The organism is Bradyrhizobium icense (assembly GCF_001693385.1).
Lineage (GTDB): Bacteria > Pseudomonadota > Alphaproteobacteria > Rhizobiales > Xanthobacteraceae > Bradyrhizobium > Bradyrhizobium icense.
Genome location: NZ_CP016428.1, coordinates 5761092 through 5780042, shown reverse-complemented (window position 1 = coordinate 5780042; position 18951 = coordinate 5761092). Strand labels below are relative to the sequence as shown.

Annotated in this window: 13 protein-coding genes and 4 pseudogenes; 8 read left to right on the top strand and 9 right to left on the bottom strand. The window is 58.0% G+C overall.

Features of this window, described 5'->3' with window-relative positions:
- The first annotated feature begins 1 nt into the window (after position 1).
- The 4 genes from LMTR13_RS26990 to hemN all read left to right on the top strand — a co-directional run bounded on the left by LMTR13_RS26990 (position 2) and on the right by hemN (position 4134).
- The gene (locus tag LMTR13_RS26990; RefSeq protein ID WP_065730424.1) at positions 2–238 is read left to right on the top strand and encodes a HypC/HybG/HupF family hydrogenase formation chaperone; all 237 of its coding nucleotides are present in this window, start codon (positions 2–4) and stop codon (positions 236–238) included.
- On the top strand, positions 235–1374 hold the full coding sequence (gene hypD / locus LMTR13_RS26985; protein WP_065730423.1) for a hydrogenase formation protein HypD: 1140 nt from the start codon (positions 235–237) through the stop codon (positions 1372–1374). Before LMTR13_RS26990 ends, hypD begins: the two co-directional genes overlap by 4 nt.
- A complete protein-coding gene (gene hypE, locus LMTR13_RS26980; protein ID WP_065730422.1) occupies positions 1374–2420 on the top strand; it encodes a hydrogenase expression/formation protein HypE in 1047 nt (348 codons plus the stop codon). The genes hypD and hypE overlap by 1 nt, the downstream gene beginning before the upstream one ends.
- Before the next feature lie 379 nt (positions 2421–2799).
- Positions 2800–4134, top strand: coding sequence for an oxygen-independent coproporphyrinogen III oxidase (gene hemN / locus LMTR13_RS26975; protein WP_065730421.1), 1335 nt, complete (start codon positions 2800–2802; stop codon positions 4132–4134).
- A gap of 264 nt (positions 4135–4398) precedes the next feature.
- Here the strand turns inward: hemN and LMTR13_RS26970 are convergent, their stop codons facing one another.
- On the bottom strand, positions 4399–4920 hold the full coding sequence (locus tag LMTR13_RS26970) for a hypothetical protein (RefSeq protein ID WP_083219248.1): 522 nt from the start codon (positions 4918–4920) through the stop codon (positions 4399–4401).
- Positions 4921–5995: 1075 nt separating this feature from the next.
- Between LMTR13_RS26970 and LMTR13_RS43890 the strand changes: the two genes are divergently transcribed.
- On the top strand, positions 5996–6379 hold the full coding sequence (locus tag LMTR13_RS43890) for an isocitrate lyase/phosphoenolpyruvate mutase family protein (RefSeq protein WP_083219247.1): 384 nt from the start codon (positions 5996–5998) through the stop codon (positions 6377–6379).
- A gap of 289 nt (positions 6380–6668) precedes the next feature.
- Complete coding sequence (locus tag LMTR13_RS39915) at positions 6669–8255, top strand: carbohydrate porin (RefSeq protein ID WP_083219246.1); 1587 nt, start codon at positions 6669–6671, stop codon at positions 8253–8255.
- Between the two features lie 24 nt (positions 8256–8279).
- On the opposite strand, the pseudogene LMTR13_RS39910 reads toward LMTR13_RS39915, so the two are convergent.
- Positions 8280–8647: pseudogene (locus tag LMTR13_RS39910) on the bottom strand (IS630 family transposase); the annotation flags it as partial.
- Here LMTR13_RS39910 and LMTR13_RS41305 point away from each other — a divergent pair.
- On the top strand, positions 8537–8773 hold the full coding sequence (locus tag LMTR13_RS41305; protein WP_156795823.1) for a hypothetical protein: 237 nt from the start codon (positions 8537–8539) through the stop codon (positions 8771–8773). The pseudogene LMTR13_RS39910 and the gene LMTR13_RS41305 sit on opposite strands and share 111 nt — an antisense overlap.
- A 420-nt stretch (positions 8774–9193) precedes the next feature.
- Here LMTR13_RS41305 and LMTR13_RS26950 read toward each other — a convergent pair whose 3' ends face one another.
- The 3 genes and pseudogenes from LMTR13_RS26950 to LMTR13_RS26945 form a co-directional block, all read right to left on the bottom strand.
- A complete protein-coding gene (locus LMTR13_RS26950; protein WP_065730418.1) occupies positions 9194–9625 on the bottom strand; it encodes a hypothetical protein in 432 nt (143 codons plus the stop codon).
- Between the two features lie 190 nt (positions 9626–9815).
- A complete protein-coding gene (locus LMTR13_RS43885; protein WP_418219814.1) occupies positions 9816–9995 on the bottom strand; it encodes a thioesterase, FlK family in 180 nt (59 codons plus the stop codon).
- Between the two features lie 114 nt (positions 9996–10109).
- A pseudogene (locus tag LMTR13_RS26945) lies at positions 10110–11015 on the bottom strand (TauD/TfdA dioxygenase family protein); the annotation flags it as partial.
- 1420 nt (positions 11016–12435) lie between these two features.
- Between LMTR13_RS26945 and LMTR13_RS41300 the strand changes: the two are divergent.
- Entirely contained in the window at positions 12436–12846 is a 411-nt protein-coding gene (locus LMTR13_RS41300; protein WP_156795822.1) for a hypothetical protein, read from the top strand.
- A 1336-nt stretch (positions 12847–14182) separates the two neighbouring features.
- Here LMTR13_RS41300 and LMTR13_RS26930 read toward each other — a convergent pair.
- The 4 genes and pseudogenes from LMTR13_RS26930 to LMTR13_RS43880 form a co-directional block, all read right to left on the bottom strand.
- Positions 14183–14572 carry a response regulator transcription factor gene (locus LMTR13_RS26930; RefSeq protein ID WP_065730415.1) on the bottom strand — a complete coding sequence of 130 codons (390 nt, stop codon included), beginning with the start codon at positions 14570–14572 and terminating at the stop codon, positions 14183–14185.
- 116 nt (positions 14573–14688) lie between these two features.
- Positions 14689–15363, bottom strand: a complete 675-nt coding sequence (locus tag LMTR13_RS26925) for a response regulator transcription factor (RefSeq protein ID WP_083219245.1) — start codon at positions 15361–15363, stop codon at positions 14689–14691.
- Positions 15360–17948 (bottom strand): annotated as a pseudogene (locus LMTR13_RS26920) (PAS domain S-box protein); the annotation flags it as partial. The pseudogene LMTR13_RS26920 and the gene LMTR13_RS26925, both read right to left, overlap by 4 nt.
- Before the next feature lie 629 nt (positions 17949–18577).
- A pseudogene (locus tag LMTR13_RS43880) lies at positions 18578–18665 on the bottom strand (IS5-like element ISRhru5 family transposase); the annotation flags it as partial.
- Positions 18666–18951 lie beyond the last annotated feature (286 nt).

The window sequence follows — 18951 nt, the reverse complement described above, 5'->3', positions numbered from 1 at the left end:
TATGTGTCTCTCGGTACCAGCTGAGGTCGCGAAAATTCTTCCCGACGACATGGCCATCGTGTCCATCGACGGCATCAGCAAGGAGATATCGATCGCGCTCATCGACGATCTCGCGGTGGGGGACTACGTCCTTGTCCATGTCGGCTACGCCCTGGCTAGAATCGACCCAGCCGAAGCCGAGCGCACGCTGCAGCTCCTACAGGAGCTAGGCAGCGAGGGGCAGGACCTCCAGTCATGAAATATGCCGACGAATTTCGCGACAAGACCATCGCGCGGGGGCTCGCGCGTGCGATTGGCGCCGAAGCCGAGTCGCAAAGTGAATATCGGTTCATGGAATTCTGCGGCGGACACACGCATGCGATTTCCCGCTATGGTCTGGAGGATATGCTGCCTGCGAATGTTCGCATGATCCACGGGCCGGGTTGTCCCGTCTGTGTTCTCCCCGCCAGCCGGATCGACATGGCGATCAGGCTCGCCGAGCGGCCGGAGGTCACCCTCTGTGTTTATGGCGACCTGATGCGCGTGCCCGGCTCGCAGGGAAAATCCCTGCTGACCGCCAAGGCGTTCGGCGCCGACATTCGGATGGTCTACTCGACGCTCGATGCGATCCGGATCGCCGAACAGGCGCCGAATCGGGAGGTGGTCTTTTTTGCCATTGGATTTGAGACCACGACGCCGCCGACGGCGGTGATGATCCGGCTTGCCGAGAAGAAATGGCTGAAGAGTTTCAGCGTGTTCTGCAACCACGTGCTGACTCCCTCGGCGATGCACAGCATTCTCGAGAGTCCCGATATCCGCAATATCGGGCGGGTCGAAGTTGATGGCTTCCTCGGGCCTGCGCATGTCAGCGCCATCATCGGCACGGAGCCTTACGAAGTCCTCGCACAACAATTCGGCAAGCCGATCGTGATCGCGGGATTTGAACCGCTCGACATGATGCAGGCGATCCTGATGCTGGTGCGGCAGGTGAACGAAGGCCGACATGAGGTGGAGAACCAATACAGCCGTGCGGTGACGCGGAAAGGCAATCGGCGCGCCCAGGAAGAGGTGTCGGATATCTTCGAGTTGCGTGACCAGTTCGAATGGCGCGGGCTCGGGCTCGTACCCCATAGCGGACTGAAGCTAAAGCAGGCTTACGCTCAGTTCGACGCCGAGATGCGTTTTGCGATGCACGAAGTGCGTGTCGCCGATAATCCGGCGTGCGAGTGCGGGGCCATCCTGCGCGGCGTGAAGAGGCCGGTTGACTGCGAGCTGTTCGGAACCGTCTGCACGCCGGAAATCCCGACAGGATCCTGCATGGTCTCATCGGAAGGCGCCTGTGCCGCGCATTGGACGTATGGCCGGTTTCGCGATTATCAGTTGAGGCGGGCGTGATGAGAGCGACGGCCTATCAACGCAAGCTCGACGTCAAGAACGGACGGATCGACCTGTCCCACGGCGCGGGGGGGCGCGCCATGGCGCAGCTGATCTCCGGCCTGTTTCATGAAGCCTTCGGCAATGAATGGCTCGCCCGCGGCAACGATCAGGCGGCCTTCGATGTTGGCGCCGGCAGGATGGTGATGACGACCGATGGCTATGTGGTTTCGCCGCTGTTCTTTCCCGGCGGCAATATCGGATCGCTCGCGGTCCACGGCACGATCAATGATGTCGCAATGGGCGGCGCGCGTCCGCTCTATCTGTCGGCAAGTTTCATCATCGAGGAGGGCTTCCGCTTCTCGGATCTGAAGACGATTGCGGATTCGATGGGCGAGGCCGCGCGCGCCGCCGGCGTTTACATCATCACGGGTGACACCAAGGTCGTCGAGCGCGGGAAGGCGGACGGCCTGTTCATCTCGACGACAGGGGTCGGGGTTTTGGCCGATGGGCTCGATCTCTCCGCCGAGAAGGCAAGGGTCGGCGACCGCGTGCTGGTCTCCGGCAGTCTCGGTGACCATGGTACGGCGATCATGTCGAGGCGCCAGAATCTCGCTTTCGAGACCGAGATCGTCTCGGATTCCGCAGCGCTGCATGATCTCGTGGCCCTAATGGTTGCGGCGGGCGGCAGCAGCATCCGGGTGATGCGCGACCCCACGCGCGGCGGTCTTGCGGCGATGCTCAACGAGATTGCGCATCAGTCGGGCCTCGGGTTCCGTCTGCAGGAAGAGGCCATTCCGGTGAAGCCGGCGGTTGCCGCCGCCTGCGAACTCCTTGGGCTTGATCCGCTACATGTTGCTAACGAGGGCAAGCTCGTTGCCATCGTGGCGCCTGATATGGCCGATGCCGTGCTTGCAGCCATGAAGGCGCATCCGCTCGGGTGCGATGCGGCTGATATCGGCGAGGCCGTAGCCGACAATCATCAGTTTGTGCAGATGTCAACCGGCTTTGGTGGCGGGCGAATTGTCGATTGGCTGGCGGGCGAACAATTGCCCCGGATCTGTTGAGCATAACCGCACTTCTGCCATTTTCGTTGTTGCTTTGAGGAGATCGCCAGGGCGATCCTCATGAAGCACTCGTTCGCCTCGAGCGCATCAATCAAACCGAAGATGCGGGATGGGACTCGAAAGCGGAACGGCGCGCACGTCGATCCTCGACATTAAGCCATGCTCTCAACATCAGTCATGTGATAAATTCCTTCTCCTCACAAACATCAAATGAGTGTCAGGGAGTGGCTATCGCTCCCGCTATCATGCTAACCGGTCGCCTTATGGACATCGACGGAACGCAGATCTCGTGGCTAAAGCGGACCGATTGATATGGCGCAAAGACACAGGAGAGCGCAGCGGTTAGGGTGACGCTGATGTAAGCGTGGGACAACAACCGTTGCAGGCCTCAATCCTGAAAAAGTATTGCGATGCCCGTTTGCCTTGGTACACCATCTATCCAACTGTACAGGAGTTCTCCGCGGAGGTCGGTGCACGGGATTGTGAGAAATGGCTGAGGCGCCTGCCGGCTGACGACTCCGTGTCGCTCTATCTCCACATTCCGTTCTGCCGGTCGATCTGCTGGTATTGCGGATTCCCTACGGCCATCACTCGCCGGGATGCGCCGATCCTCAATTATTTGTCGGTGCTGCGTGAGGAGATCCGTTTGGTCGCGGAGAAAGCGCCGCAAGCGCTGCCCGTGAGCGACGTGCACTTCGGCGGCGGAACGCCGACCGTCATCGAGCCAGCGGAGTTCCTGGCCCTGATGGAACTCCTGCGCCGCCGCTTCGCGTTCAGGAAAACGGCTGCGATCGCCGTCGAGATCGACCCGCGCACGTTGACGGTCGAGATGGCCGAAGCCTTAGGAGCAGCCGGCGTGAACCGCGCGAGCCTCGGCGTGCAGAGTTTCGATCCCATTGTTCAAAAAGCGATCAACCGGGTCCAGAGTAAGGCGCAGGCGGCCGCTGCCGTCGAAAATCTTCACCAGCACGGAATAAGCCGCATCAACTTCGACCTCATCTTCGGTCTTCCTAATCAGACGGTGCAGTCCTGCGTCGAGAGCGCGGCGACGGCGGTGGCCATGCGCCCGGACCGGCTCGCGGTTTTCGGCTACGCGCACGTTCCTTCGTATATGAAACGTCAGCGCCTGATCGATGAGGCAGCGCTGCCGGACAGTGCTGCCCGCGCCGAACAGGCTGCGGCCGTGGCCGATACGCTGGTCGCCGCCGGCTACCACCAAATCGGGCTCGACCATTTCGCCTTGCCGGACGATGAGCTCGCGCTGGCGCAGAAAGCCGGTCGCCTGCGGCGTAACTCCTTGGGTTACTCGGCCGACACCTGCAAAACCCTGATCGGCTTCGGCACGTCGGCCATCGGCCGTCTCGGCGACGGTTACGTCCAGAACGATGTTGCAACAAACTCCTACAGCCGGAAGATCAGAGCTGGCCGTCTGGCGACGTCAAAAGGCTACCGTCTCACCGATGAAGACCGCGTCCGAGCCGCGATCATCGAACGGCTAATGTGCGATCTGGAGGCCGACGTGCCGGCAATCTGTGCCGCCCACGGGGTTTATGCGATCCCTTTTCTCGATTCAGCTGAACGCTTGGCGATGCTCGCCGAGGACGGGATAGTCGACATCCAAAAGGGTTTCATCCGCGTGAGGCAGGAGCACCGCTTTGTGATTCGCGCTGTTGCTGCCGCATTCGACGCTTATCTCAATCGTTCACCCTATTAACAAGCAGCGTAAACGGATCCAAAGATCACCGCTCGTCGCTAACAGGACGGCGCCTCGACCATGTAGAAATGGTTCTATGCAATCTGATCCAAACTGCACTCGGTGCGGCAACGATGTCGACGGCCGCTGCGAGCGTCACGTTGGAGACCTGGCACTGCCGCAAGTCTTGGCACCGTAATCGCTCGGCAGGCAGCTTTGCGAGAAACGATCAACCGCGTCGAGCAGCTGGCGGGCTGGACTAGCCTGTAGCACTCTGGGATGTCATCAAGGCTCGTCCGGCTTCGGTCCTGAGACCAGTGGCGCGCCCCCGACGGAAACCGGCCCTTGTGGTTTCGACGAGCGCACGAGTGTCTTGGTCGGCTCCGACACGGCATGGCCAGGCGTCGGACGAGGAACATGAGGAGGAGAAGCCGTGGGTGCCGGATTCTGCAATGAGTCGATTCGTAAAGTCAGCGCTGCGATTTGATCTGACATTCGTGTTAAATCGGCCAGCTGGGCACTGATGCTGCGGTTAAGTTCCGCGAGCTCATCGCTAGCCTTCTGTTGTCCCGACTGAATCTCCGACAGGGCCGCCCGGTCCTCCGGTGACAAGCCTGGCATTGGGGCGACTTCACGGGCCGCCAACGTCTCGACAAGTTCTCCGACGTTGGTCCAAAAATAGGCTCCTGCAGCGCACAGGCCAACGAGGAAAACCACGAGCACTAAAAGCCACGAAACGCGTCTCGACGACTTATGCAATACCGGCGGCAAGTCCGAACCGGCCGTTTGATCCATGATCTCCATCATCCCTCGCTCGATGTCCGGGTCTGTGTTGGCTTTTCTCGTTGACGCGCTCTCACACGATGGTCAAGAGCTGCAGCGAGCCGCGACCATCGACAAATCGTTATCCGCAACGTTGCCCTCATCGTTGGGTCATCCGGTCCTATGATCGGTGCGATGTGATACTTTTTGCGCATCGCCGGCTCCTACATCATAGCGCCACTGCAAAGCAATAGTTCTCGTCTTCATCGGCCATGGCGCAGCATTTCCTCGCCATTCAGAAAAAGCCTGCGAACAATCTTCCATTTGCCGGCGCCCCCATGCGAGCCAGTCGTTATTTCCATCTTTCAGGCTCGTATCGCGCCAGGCATCGCCACTTGCGTTTGCCCGCAAGTCCGTTCCTTGATGAAACGCGCCACTTAGAGGTCTACGAGCTGTCCATGGGTCCACTCTTAACGCGCCGGAATAGTCGGCTCATGCCCAAATACTCTTCAAGCTATCTGGCCGGGGCAGTCGAAGGCGGGGCACAACGCCGACTATGTCGAGCCCATTTACAAAAATTCGGAAGACAAACCCGTTCGGCGGGTCCGGCGGTCGGCATAAATCTGCAAGATCAATGACCTCGGTCCTCTCGCCTACGTCACCGACATCCTGAGGATGATCGTCAATGGTCACCCGAACGACGAACTCGGCCAACCTTTTCTCTGGGTCCATCCGAGCAACCTCTCAAAGCCGTCGCTTGAGAACGACGCTAATGATGCAGATCAACGAATCGCGGTTTAACTGCGTTTCCGCCGAGAGATGGGCGCGTAAAGAGCTGAGCGGCTGCAGCGCTCACGAGTGACCGACGCCCGATTTCCACTGGACTGATGCCAGCACCGCCAGAGTTCGTCTAATTGCCGAGGGGCCTCACCCCGAGCAGCGAAACAGCCACGATCCCTGCATCGACAGGCAACGCCTTGCGACCCAGTCAACTACTAACGTTAGCAGTTGGAGGAGATGACGGACACATGGCAATCGGCGGTTAATGAAGGTCGCGCGGATCACACGTCAAAGGAACTGGGATGCAATATAGAACTGGCCGCTCCAACGGCCCTGATGGATGTGCCAACGCATCTGCGGCTATCAAATCGGCTCCAACCGCGATCTCTCCTTTCTTATGCAAGCCCATGATGGACCTTCTGGCGCGATCGCCGGGCGCACAGTTTTCAACGGTCTCTGGGCTTCGGGCCTGTCAGTTGCCTCGTCTCTCGGCTACCGCGATGCCAGTGAAGCATCATGGAGCCAACGCGTCGTCGCTGGCGCGCGAGCCCTGCTTTCTGATGACTGCTATCTTCTCGAAGGAGACGTCTTCTTCCAGAGTGCACGGCCGAAATCCTCATGCTTGTGGTGGAAGAGGCGGGTCGTTCGCAGTGTATTGGTGGCGAGGACAGCGAGGCGCCGTCCGCCCGTCGCCACTATCTCGCCGAGCGAAGGCACCGAATAAAGCCGGCCGCTCTCGACACCGAGGCAGCGCAACAGAACCGCGTTGGAACAGTCGATTAGCTTGCCGCGGTATGGCGTGCTCGACACGTGCGTCGCCGATCAAGCCAATAGCGTGCCGGCCGGTGACGAGGTCGGGAAGGCTCAGCGGGTATCGCTGAGATAGACGGGCCCATTGCTGCCAAGCATCAGCCCCGGAGCCTTCAGACATTAGAAGGTTGGGGGTCAGCTCCGGGCCAATCAGGCCGGAGCGCAATCCATTCAAGACTAGCGATACGGACGCGGAGTTCACTATGCATGGTTACTTTGTCGTGGCGACGGCTGCGGCACACGTTTTCAGCTTTCGATCAACTACGAAGCAAAGAGGGCTTGCTATCGCACTCTCCCTAGCAGCGAGCCTCGTCGGCAGTTCGGCGCTGGCACAGACTGCCAAAGGGCCGAAGCCAAAACGGGACATTCCAGATGAGGTTGCTAGAAGAAGAATTCAGAGGGAGTCCGATCCGGCCACAAAATTCCGAAGCCGCCAGCTCAAACGAGCAACGCTTCTTAACTCGGCGCTAGCACAAACTGCCAGTTTGCTTACCATAAAGCGCGACAGTGCGGATGAAATTGCTAAGAACAGAACTCAAAAGGAGATCGACCCATTCGCAAAGTTCGAGAACCTCCGCGAAAAAGGTATGTGGCTCAATATCCCTGGTCCTGCCGATACGATAGATCAGGATAAAGGCGGCGTTAGATCCGCGCTGGCAGATGTTGGGATCGGCTACGTTGGCGGAACAGTAATCAGCCTCGTAGACAATCAACTGCCAAATGCAGCCAGAGCCACCACCGCCAATCAGCTATATATGGGCCAGATTCCGACATTTAGTACCGTAAATTTCATGATTGTGACCTACGATCTCAGCCGCTTTGGAATTCCCGATGGTCAGATCATCGTGGGAGCCGAGCAGCAATACTGGACATGGAAACCCGGCGGGCCAGATAGAGCGGGTCTCAATACATTGGCCTACTACCAGACGTTCTTCGACAGGAAGCTCGAACTCAAAATGGGTTACCTCAGAAATGTAAATGAGTTCGCAGGCACATTGGTCGGAGGGAACGCAGGAGCAAGCGTTTTGGCCCCTTCGTCGAATATCCTGTATCAAGCTGGCATGAGCAACAATGCCGCGCCTACGCCAGCTCTCAACGTGAAGTACAATTTTGATGATCACCTATATGACAAGGTCACAATCCAGCGCTCAATCAGTCCAGACGGTCAGTATGCGCAGATCACCGAAAATCCTACCGGCTTAAGCTGGAGCACGGCCAATGCGGGCATTCTTTTGCTTGATGAAATTGGCTACAAGAACAAAGCTGCTCCGGGCTTACCCGAGACCTGGTTGCGGGCGGGCGCCGGTTTCAATAACAGCAGCTACAAGAACTTGCAGTATCCGCAGCAATCGAGAGCCGACGCGAACAGCGTCTACTACGTCGCAGCGGACAGGCAACTCTGGCAGTCTGATGTCCAGGGCTCTGCATATCGTGGTATCTATGGTGGGTTCTCTGTAATGTACGCTCCACCTGACCTAAACAGAGTGAGTCAATATTACGAGCTTCGTTTGTATGCGAAGGGACTGTTTGACAGTCGGCCCAGTGATCAGATTGCTCTTGTTGCCACTAACACCGTCTGGAGCAACTTTGCAGTGGACGCTGCCTTGGCCAAAGGGAATCTCGTGCATCGCGACAGCACAGCGATCTTGGGTACCTATACCGCGCATCTGGCACCCGGGATATATGCAAGTGTAGGACTGGCATACATCAACAACCCGACGAGCATTACACACACGCGCCAAACGGGACATGCTCTGAATTTGTTGGTGTCTACCTCGATATTCTTCTAAGTCCTCAAGGCTAGTCACGTGACTCTAAAGTTCGCCACATAAAGTCTCCTGGGCTTTGTGGCAGAAGCGTTTGACGGAACCCAAAATCTGGTACGCCGACTTGGTCCATTGAAGCGTTTCTGATTTCTGCTGTGCTGGTGGATGAAGGTACGGACGTCGGCTTCGAGCTGCCCGACGGAGGTGTGGACACCGCGCTGGATCTGCTTTCTGGTGAGTGCAGCCAACCAGCGCTCGACCTGATTGATCCATGACGCGGACGTCGGCGTAAAATAGGCATGATAATGAGGCCGGCGGGCGAGCCATGCTTTGATCTTGGCCGTCTTGTGGGTGGCGTAGTGATCGATGACGATATGGACATCCAGCCCTTCAATAACTTGAGCATCGATCTCTTCTTGAGAAAAGTGGCGGGAAACAGCCTGGAATCATTTGTCACCGAACGGTTCATGACCAAGGCGACGATTATTAGTTCCGGCGCGATCTCGAATCCCATTCGGGAAGCGTTCTATGCGGCTGATTGAGGTTCGACACCCAGCGCTCTTCTGATCACAATCGTCGGATCCGCCCCGCGAGACTGACACGTTCGAGTTAGGCCCATGAGCATCGGTCAAAGGCCAGCACCAACACTGTCCGATTCACCCCAGAGAGTGTTGCAGAAGTCGAAAGTTCGCAGGGTTCAGGAATTTTCGCGAAAGCACTAAGCAGCGAGCGATCGCTGATCGTATGACCTCAACTGCCTTATTGAAGTCGCCTGTGAATGTTGCGTGACGCCGTGAGATCGCTCACATTTTGTATACGGAAGTCGCGCCCACGGTCCGCAGAATTTTGGTCATCGGCGAAAATCGACTTTTGCAACACAATGCCCCAGAAAGCGGACCGCGCGTCGTTGGTGATGGTCTTCGGCTTGGGGCCAAGAGCGGGCATTCAGCTCGCTCCTAGCCCTAATCGCGGGGGCCCTGCCGCGGCTGAGGATTGTTGGCGGGGTTGGTATCGTACTTCGATACTCGCGTGATGAGCCCGCTAGTGGTGAGCGGTTGCAAGTCCGCCTCCAGCGCGTCGGCAATCTCCTTAGCATAGATCTCCCGCTCGTCTACGTAGAGCGCAAAGGACTTCAAATACTTTTCCTTCTTCGCTGCATTCTCGATCGTCGCCTTTGTCCACTGGTAGAGCGGATAGTTTTCAACGCCGTGCTCTTCTGCTGCGGCGACATACTCCGCAAAGGCATCGAACTGGCATTTCGGTGCAGCGCGATGCTTGGCAAGAATATCGAACAGCGGTGCCAGTGCCGGAACACGGAGTTTTCGTCCTACCGATTCCGCCGTAGCGGCATCCTTCACGTCGAACCTAACCTGATACTGCCAGTGAGAAGCCACGCTATGCTCGCCTTCTGGTCGCACCCGATTTCCTCCTTTTTGCCATCGCAAGGCGCTACCCGCTTCCTCACGAGCAGGTCCAGCATGCATTGTATCACAAGCTGGCCGCAATGTCAGGCCGACCGTTGGGTTAGTAGCTCTCCTCATTTTCAAGGCACTCGTTGGACGAACGAAAGTCGATCACCACCCGTTAAGTGCCGCTGCCGATCTCCTCTATGCCATCGCTTGCCGGCACCTTGAACTCAACTCGCTGTCCCTCGAGGTTGATTACCTCGGCCGTCGCGCACGCGTGGTAGCCTACAGGCGTGGCGGCGCAGTGCTGTAGGTCTACTGCAGCGCCGACCGCGGATGAGGCTCGCGAAAAGCAGATCTTCGTCAGACCCGCGCTGGCCGTTTGACCTCAACTAGTACAAGCAGCGAACGCGGGAGCATAGTCCATAACGGCCGGATCTCCGTGAATGTGCGAACGCGTCATGGGCGGCTGCTTGGTGACCTTTACGCGCGTTACACTGCACCGGCCATCAATGCTGACGGGCACGTCACCCTGGATGGTGGCGCGACGAACGACGCGATGCTGGTCGCCATAATCATTGACAGCATAATGGTGCGTGGCGCGGTTATCCCAGATCGCGACATCGCCCTCCCTCCAGTTCCAGCGCACGGTGTTTTCGGGCGCGGTGATATGAGACTGGAATATATCAAATAGCTTTTGGCCGTCATATTTGGGGACGCCAAGAAAACGCTGTACCAAAGCGCCGAGCACTAGCGTCCGCTCTCCGGTCTCGGGGTGGACACGCACAACGGGATGCTCGGTCTCGAAGATGGTTCTGGTGAAGACCTCGTCAAAATGCTTCTTATCGACCTCGCGGACTCGGGCCATTCCGGCATAGTCGAAGACGTTGCTGTGAACGGCCCAGAGCTCGTCTGCAAGCCGTTGCAGCGGTGGCGGCAGATCGAGATAAGCGGCCGCGGTGTTCGACCAGACCGTATCGCCGCCGAATAGTGGGATCACAACGGCCCGCAGCACCAAAATCTTGGGATAGGCATCGGCGAAGGTCCCATCGGCGTGCCACACATCGGCCCGGCCACCACCGCGAGCGGAGTCAAGCTCGAGGAGCGATGCCGTTCCCTTGGCAACGCCAAGCATCGGATGCGGCACCAGCTTCCCGAAACGGGCAGCAAATCGCTCCTGCTCGGCGTCACCGAGATGACTTTGGTCGCGGAAGAAGATCACCTTGTGGTCGAGCAGCAAGCGGTTGATTGCAGCGATCGTCTCGTCCGGCAAATCGCTCGAGAGCTTGATATTTCTGATTTCGGCGCCGATGCGCGCTGCGCGTTTGACGATATCGGCACGCGGAATGACATTCTCGATCAAGGTCGTCTCGCTCATGGATGTTCCAGCCTTTGCGGTTTCTTCACCAAACGATGTATTCAGCTGCGATCCGGAATCGGTGAACGCTAGATTGCTAATCATCAAAATCCGCGGCAATCGGCCGGTCGGAGCGCTGTTCGTGCGACGCCCAAGCACGTATCGCAGCTGATCCGTACCATTTTCGATGGGATGCGCCTGAAACTCGCCGGTGCCCCTTGCCTCCGTGCAGCATTAGCTTGATTGAGGATCGACGATCCGGCAGGTTCAACTTCGAAAAGTCTCATCGAGACTGCCTTCGATCATTTGTTTGGTGAAACTTCTCTACTATCGCGGATACGATCTCGTCCTTCTAAGAACATACGAAGCGCCTGGTTGCGGGCGGACGGCAGGTGACGTCACCGGGTTTCAAAGCAGACCTCGCATTTAGCGAGTGATCTCCAGCAAGCACCGTGCCAGCCGCGAAAACGAGCCGCGAACGATTACCTGCCGGCAAGAGCGCCAAAGGAATCGGGAAAACCGGCGCGACGGCCACCGGATAGGCCGATAATTCGACCAGATGGCCGGCTAGCCCCGATGGCCAGCGCGCGCGAAGAAGCAGAGCCTAACGATACGTGAGGTCGAGCGCCTAGGTCGGCGCCAACGGCACAGGGGCGCATTATCGTCAGGCATCCGTCCGGCTCAGCACGCGAGGCGATAGTCATCAGATGACCTTCCATCTTTCAACATCAGACACGTCGGGTTTAAGACGGAGGTGTCGGAGATCTGACAACCTGCAGCGTCGATCCAAGGGCATGCTGGCGGCTGCGCGTGTGTTCTCTCGTGAAGCAAGGCACACACCAAATTCCGGCATCATCGCGGCACCCCTGATCTCGATGTGGTGGCATCTGTCATTCCTGAGCTGCTCCTGGGATAGCCGACCGCCCGATGCGCGTAGACCCAGATCGAGTTACGGGTGCTGATCGACAAATACCGCCGGCGCATCGTTTGCAGCTCTCCGCGAGTGATCGAAGATCCCGTCACGAGAACATCGCGGTTCACGTTTGCCCAGGTTATTCCCGGGAGAAGAGGACCGTGACCCCGCCTCGCTGCTAGTGTTCTGTCCCGCAACTTCGTAGCATGGTTATTGCATGAGTTCCGGGTATACCGATGAAGGAGATACCGATGCGCACCGGACGGGAGGGCGATGCTGACGATTTCCAGCGACGAAGACACGCCGCTCACGGCCATAACACGGTCGTGCTCGCTGTCGCGGCGCTGACGCAGCGAACAGAGATCGTGCTGGCCTGCCAAAGTGAGCCGAGCAACATCGTCTTGACGCGGCTTGGTGGTCGGCCCCATAGGATCGGCAAACGGCCCAATCGCTTTATCGCAAATCGCATCGCCGATCATCTACGATGAGACGCGTACCAGCGGACCCCGCACGGTTGAGGATGAGGCTGTGGCCGCGCTGATCAGCAAGACACTGCTCGCAGGCCCAAAGCCGCAATCCATTGGACCGTGCGCCGATCTAAAGGGACGGAAATTGCCAAAAGCACCGTTCATCGCCTGCTCCAGCTCTTCGGTCTGCGGCCTCACTGTACCCGCAGCTTTAAACCCTCTACCGATGCTTTTTTGTCGAGAAGTCCCGCTTCCGGAAGATTGGAAGGCGATGGAGGAGATTGCTCGTATGAGTGAGAAGGGCGATGACGCGGCCGCCATCGAGGAGCTGCTCCAACTGCTGATCGACATCCTATCGTCAGCAACGCGGCTTCCGCGCGGCCCAGAAAGCGATGTAGCGTTACTGCAGATTGGGGAACTTCAAAAAAGTGTAGGCGTGGTCCTGCTGAAGCGGTTTTACGATAAAGCATAGCGAGCTCCCATTGCCGTGGGGCAGGGGCTGCCTGCGGACAATCTGCTTCAACTTACGACGGAGCCGCCTAAGGCCCGCAACGAGATATCGCATCTCGCTTGGCGCTGATGACTCCAGGCGAATCTATACCCACCCCATCGGCCGCCCAAATCGTTACAGTCAGCAATCTCGGCGAAGCAAAGTGATGGAGCGCGCAGCTTCGGCACGGACGCGCACATCAGAGTCAAGCTCTTGGGCTGCCGCGAGACTTGGCATCAGTGCACTTCACCTGCCAGCGTGGTGAAGACATGAAGAAAATGCAAGGGGCTATCCGCCGAAAGGCGAGAATGCGCAACAGCTCCCATACTTTCCTCCGCGGTCCAGTAAGGGGCCGCGGCGGCGATATGCGGCAGAAAGTTCGCTGGTTGCGAGCGGCTTGATAAATGGGGCCCGTAACCAGGCAGACCTTGAAGGGAGCACATTGCATATCGCGCACAACGTTCTGTTCGGATTTTATCTTCTAGACACTTCGTGCTGAAGCACCATCGGCTATTTTGTTTCAGGGGACGGTGAGAGATATGACAATGCAAGCGCTAAGCGTCTGCGGACTACCGGCGCGGCCGTAAAGTGTCTGTACGCCGCCGAGCGGCAGCGGTTTGCTAGAGCCGGCCACTCGGGTCGCTTCCGAAATCGGTCGGTTGTGCCGCCCTTTTCACTCAGCGGCAACAGGACCTCCGAAATCTTCCTATTGGCACCGGCCGCATTGAACTCGATAGCTGCATCGTAACTGTCCGGACGCTCAAACGCCTCAAGCCCGGTACGCGAAAAAGCCCGGTACTTTCCACCATGTGTGCTGTGATGATGCCGATCGATTACGCGCTCATAAAGGGGCCCACCGCCCGGATCGAGTAGTACATCGAGAAGCTTGCTGAGGCTGTCGAACCCGTGATCTTGCCAGGCTATCACGGCTGCAGCCAGGGCAGCTTAATCGAGCCGGCTGTGCTTTTCGGCAAGCCAAACATCAATTTCTTCTTCAACGTGCGGATTTTTGGCCAAAATCATAAAGCTGAAGTGAGGCGAGCAAGTTCGGTTAGCTAGTGCAACGGAGGACGGGCCGGATGGCTTCATCGGAGACCTCAAAGCACTCACGACCGTAGGTGATGCAGGCCGGCCGCAAGCAAGGTGACGAATAGCGAACGAAGAATGTCAATAAAAGAGCCCGATCGCCAAGAATTGCTGACGAGTTGCGCGTGAGGCCGAGGTCCTTATCGACCTTGTCGTATGGCGAAGCGCGCGGTTCCGCGGACCGTGCTCACAAATCAGACCCGAAGTTTGAGCAGACTGCGTGCTCATCGTCTCATGCGCTTGCTCCGCCGCGATGCTTATCCAGTGCAGTATCGAGGCACCTGATCAAGTGCTGTCCGGCGAAGGGCTTGGCCAGGAAGCAAATCGCTCCGGCGCTTAGCGCACGGGCGCGAACGCGATCATCGGGAAAGGCGGTGATGAAAATGAACGGTGCACTGTAACCCTGGGCCCGCATGTGTGTCAGCAGGTCCAAGCCGCTCATAGTGGACATCTGCACATCCGTAATCACACACGATGTTCCGTTCAGGTGGGGCGAGCGCAAGAACTCCTCGGCTGACACAAATGTATGGACGATATAGCCGCGGGATTTCAAAAGATTATTTATCGCAGCACGGACCGACCCGTCGTCATCGACGATGGAAATGAGCGGAGGCGTGGACAAGACGATCCCCTCCTAACGCGGGAAAGGCGCTTGCCGAAGCATAGCCGCCTGGACCAAGAGTAGGTTTGTGGACCAAGCTGGGCTTACGGGATGAAATTGTAAACTCATACTTAGGCTTATTCGGGGTGGTTGGCACAAATTCCGAGGGTCTCAGCCATTCTGATTAGATCGGCCAGCGACCGCGCGCCCATTTTCTTCATCACCCGTCCGCGATAGATCTTGACGGTAATTTCGGCGAGCTCGAGCTCTGCGGCTACTTGTTTGTTCATCAGGCCAGCAGCGACCAGTTTCATCACTGCCTGTTCGCGTGGGCTTAAGGTCTCGAACAAGGACTGCAAGTTCGCAACCGTCTTCTCAACCTCCCGCCTCTTGCGATCCCGTTCGGTCGCGGCGACGACGGCGTCAAGCAGCTCCTGATCGCGAAACGGCTTGGTAAGAAAATCGACCGCTCCACCCTTCATGGCCTTGACGCTCATTGGAATGTCGCCATGGCCAGTGATGAAAATAATCGGAATGTGAAGGTTCAACTTGGCTAGCTCAGTCTGCAGCTCGAGGCCGCTCAATCCCGGCAGCCTGACGTCAAGGACGAGGCAGCTGGCAACCTCCGGAAGGTTGCCTTGCAGCATGTCCTGGGCCGATCCGAACGCAGCAACGTCCAAATTCACCGATCGAAAAAGGTTCGCGAGCGAACGACGCATTGAGACGTCGTCGTCGATCACGAACACGATCGCCCTTCCGCTGGGCTCTTCGGCCTTCACGCCTTGGTGCGGCGAGTCGGAGCGCCCGGTCACGACACGACCTCTTTATGCAACGGCAGGACGAGTTGAAAAGTCGCGCCCGGCTCTTGCTTGCGGGCGATCGACAGGCTCCCTCCGTGAGCCTCCACGATCGAACGGCAGATCGAAAGCCCCATTCCAAGGCCGCTTGATTTAGTGGTAAAAAAGGGATTGAACACGCGATCCGCGTCCTCCTCGGTGATCCCGACACCGCAATCAGCCACGGCGAGGTGCACGCGTCCCATATCGTCATGGGATGAACGAATAACCAGTTCACGCGGTCGGTCGCTGACCGTTTGCATGGCCTCAATCCCGTTCATCACCAGATTTGTAATCACCTGTTGCAGTTGAACCCGGTCACCCAGGATCAGGGGGAGGGCCGGCGTCAACTCGGTTCGCAACGACACCTGATGGCTGACCAACTCGCGTGTCACCAGCGCGATTACGTCCTTGACGATGTCGTTGATATCAAGCGGCACCATTTCGATCTCGCCTTTCTTCGCAAGCGCGCGGATGCGGCGGATCACCTCGCTCGCCCGGATCCCGTCCTCGATGATCCACTCCACTGAGCAGCGCGCCGCGGAAAGATCAGGAGTTTCGCGACCAAGCCAACCCAGACAAGCCTCGCCATTGGTGACAATGGCGGCGAGCGGCTGGTTTATCTCGTGGGCGATGGAGGTTGTCAGCTCGCCCAGCGTCGTCACGCGCGTCACGTGCGCGAGCTCTGCCTGTGCCTTCCGCAGTTCTCGTTCGGCCTGATCTGCGCGGATGGTTGCCGTGATGTCGGTGCTGACGCCGCGATAGCCGAGGAAATTGCCGTCAGCATCAAAGAATGGCTTGCCGCTGGTCCGGACGTAAATTGGAGATCCCATCTGGGTGACGGTGCGATAGATGAAATCGCGAAATGGAAGACGTGCATCGAGCGTCGCCCGATGCTGTCGCCACTTCTCGGGTTCTGCCTCGACATCCCCCGCAATTTCCCAGCGAAGCAGGCCGACGACCCTTGTGGCCAGAATGCCTGCTGCGCTGGTGTGCTCCGAAAACCGGGTGATCCGATGGTCCGGTCCGGTCTCCCAGAGCCAGTCGGAGGCCGTTTCGGCGTAGTCGCGAAACCGCTGCTCGCTTTCGCGCAACGCAGCAAGAGCCCTTTCCAGTCGTTCCCTGGCCGCATGTTGCTCGGTGACATCCATATGCGTACCGATGAGCTCGCTAACGCTGCCATCGCTGCCGACCACGGCGTGCGCAACGGAATGTATGCGCCTTATCGCGCCATCTGGAAGAAGGATTCGGAAATCATATTCGAAATGCCCTCCCTTGTCTTCGATGGCCTGGCGCGGTACTTCCTGAAGCCGCGGCAAGTCGTCTGGATGGATACGCGACCGGATGGTCTCTATCGATACAGCCTGTTCCGGATCGAAGCCAAACAGACGATCGGTTTCGGCGGAGCGATACACAAATTCGAGACGGTGGACGTCCCAGGACCAACTGCCCGTGTGGCTAAGATGCTGGGCTTCGGCCAGATAGGCCTCGCTACGACGCAACTGCTGTTCCGCCTGCTTTGCAGCCGTAATATCCGTCACTGCGCCGACAAACTCGATATCACCAGAGGCGGTTCTAATGGCTCGTGCCAGCGCGTGGAGGTGCTTCACCGAGCCGTCCGGCATCAGCAGTCGGTATTCGTGCTCGAAACCCTCTTCGTTTTGGAACGCTCGATCGATCGTCTCTCGCACGGCAGCCCGATCTTCTGGATGGGTTCGATCAACGACGAGTTGCGGGTTCAGTTTCGTCGACGGATCGTATTGGAAAATACGAAAGGTCTCCTTTGACCAGTGGACCTCGCCTGTGGCGACGTTCCAGCCGAAGCTGCCGGTGCGGCTCAATTCCTGCGCCTGGGCCAGATGGGCTTCGCTCCGCCGCAGGGCAGTTTCCGTCCGCTTTCGCTCGGTGATATCTTCGCAGGCGATAAGGACGACGAGCTTGTCTTCTGCCCACTGCATGGCTTTGGCGTTTTCGCGCACCCACAGCACCGAGCCATCTTTCCTGATCTTCTGGATCTCCCAAGTGTGCGATTGGCCGACCGTTTCAATGCACAGCCCGACGCGCTCGCGAACAAACGGACGATCTTCCTCCAGAAATACCTTCAGAACGGAATGCCCGACAAGCTCCGAGGGCGCATAGCCGAGCTGTGTTGCGCCAAACGTGTTGACGTTCAGGACCATTCCAGTGGCATTGACCATGAAGTGCATGACCGGATTATGCTCGAAGATTTCGCGCCACTGTTTCTCGCGGTCGCGCAACTCAGCCTCGCTGCGCCGGAGCCTGGCCGCGGCCTCAAGCGCAACCTCCCTTTCTCGGCGGACTTTTCCAATCAGGTGCGTTCCGATAATTGAGGCAACAAGGAAGGCCACAACCACAGGAAGATCCCGCGGATCGTTGAGATTGAAAGTGGGCGGCGCAAAAAAGTAGGCCAAAGCAGCGAAGGGCAAGATGAAAAGCATGGCAGAGGGGATGAGGCTGCCCATCAGAGAAAACACCAATATCATTTCCAAATAGCCGAACGCCGTCGCGGCGAACTGGGACTGAAGGTACAACGAAGTTAGCGCATCAACGCCAGCGCGAAAAACCGCGTGGCTGAGCGTCCGAACTTGAACTGAGTAAGCTGGTTACGCATGATCCTAAACTATCGAAAGGAGCTGGAGAACTATACGAATGTTTTAACCCGGCCCTCGCGCTGGTTTCAGCAGCTAGCGCTAGCATTATCATGCCTCGGAAAATTCAGCCATTATATCAACGGTTTAGGGGCAGAGCGACTTCCGTGCTCTCCGGCTTTGATGACGCCGAAAAAAACTCGCTAAAAATTGGCCGATTGAGGCGGCCATCAAGGCCTTCTTAGAACCCACACGGCAGTGCGCGTAGAATCGGTAGAGCGCAACAGTCAGGCCGGCACTTCGAAACCGACTATCAATCACGGGAAGCCTTTGGCGAGATGCCTATGTCGGCCAGTCTCCTAAACCTAGGCCTCGAGCAGGGCATCGGCCAGGCGCCGTGAACCGCACGGGGCGAGATCTTGGAGGCGGACCGCGCGGCCTTTCGTGTCGACCCGCGCGTGTCTTGGTGGTGAGGGCTTCTCGGCTTCGGCCCACACAACGATCTCCACTCTTTTTTTGGCCCCGGAGGCGTGCTGATCGACACTTACAATCGAACTGCCATCGTGAGCCTTGACGACAGCATTCATCAGGCCGATCCCAGATAGCCGCCTTGCGCCACCGGTTGGACCGATTGTAGGCGGTCGTGTACGGCCCGTATCGTTCCGGCAAGTGAAGGCCGGTACCGCAGTCGAGTAGAGTTCATTCAACATAGCCACACCAACGCGACCACTCATAGTGAGCTCCGCTTCTGTATTGTCAGGTTTGATGGATTGCACTCCGACCTGTTTGGCCCGGAGCTGACCAGCATTTGGCGTCTGAAGGCGGTCCGCAGCGGCGCTTTGCAGCAGCCCTTAGCGTCTACGGTGTCGCTTAGGCCGCTCGATAATATCGTCTTACTCGGCAAGGAAAGGCAAGTTCGCATGGAAGATGAAAGTTGCCACCGGGAGCTTGGGTC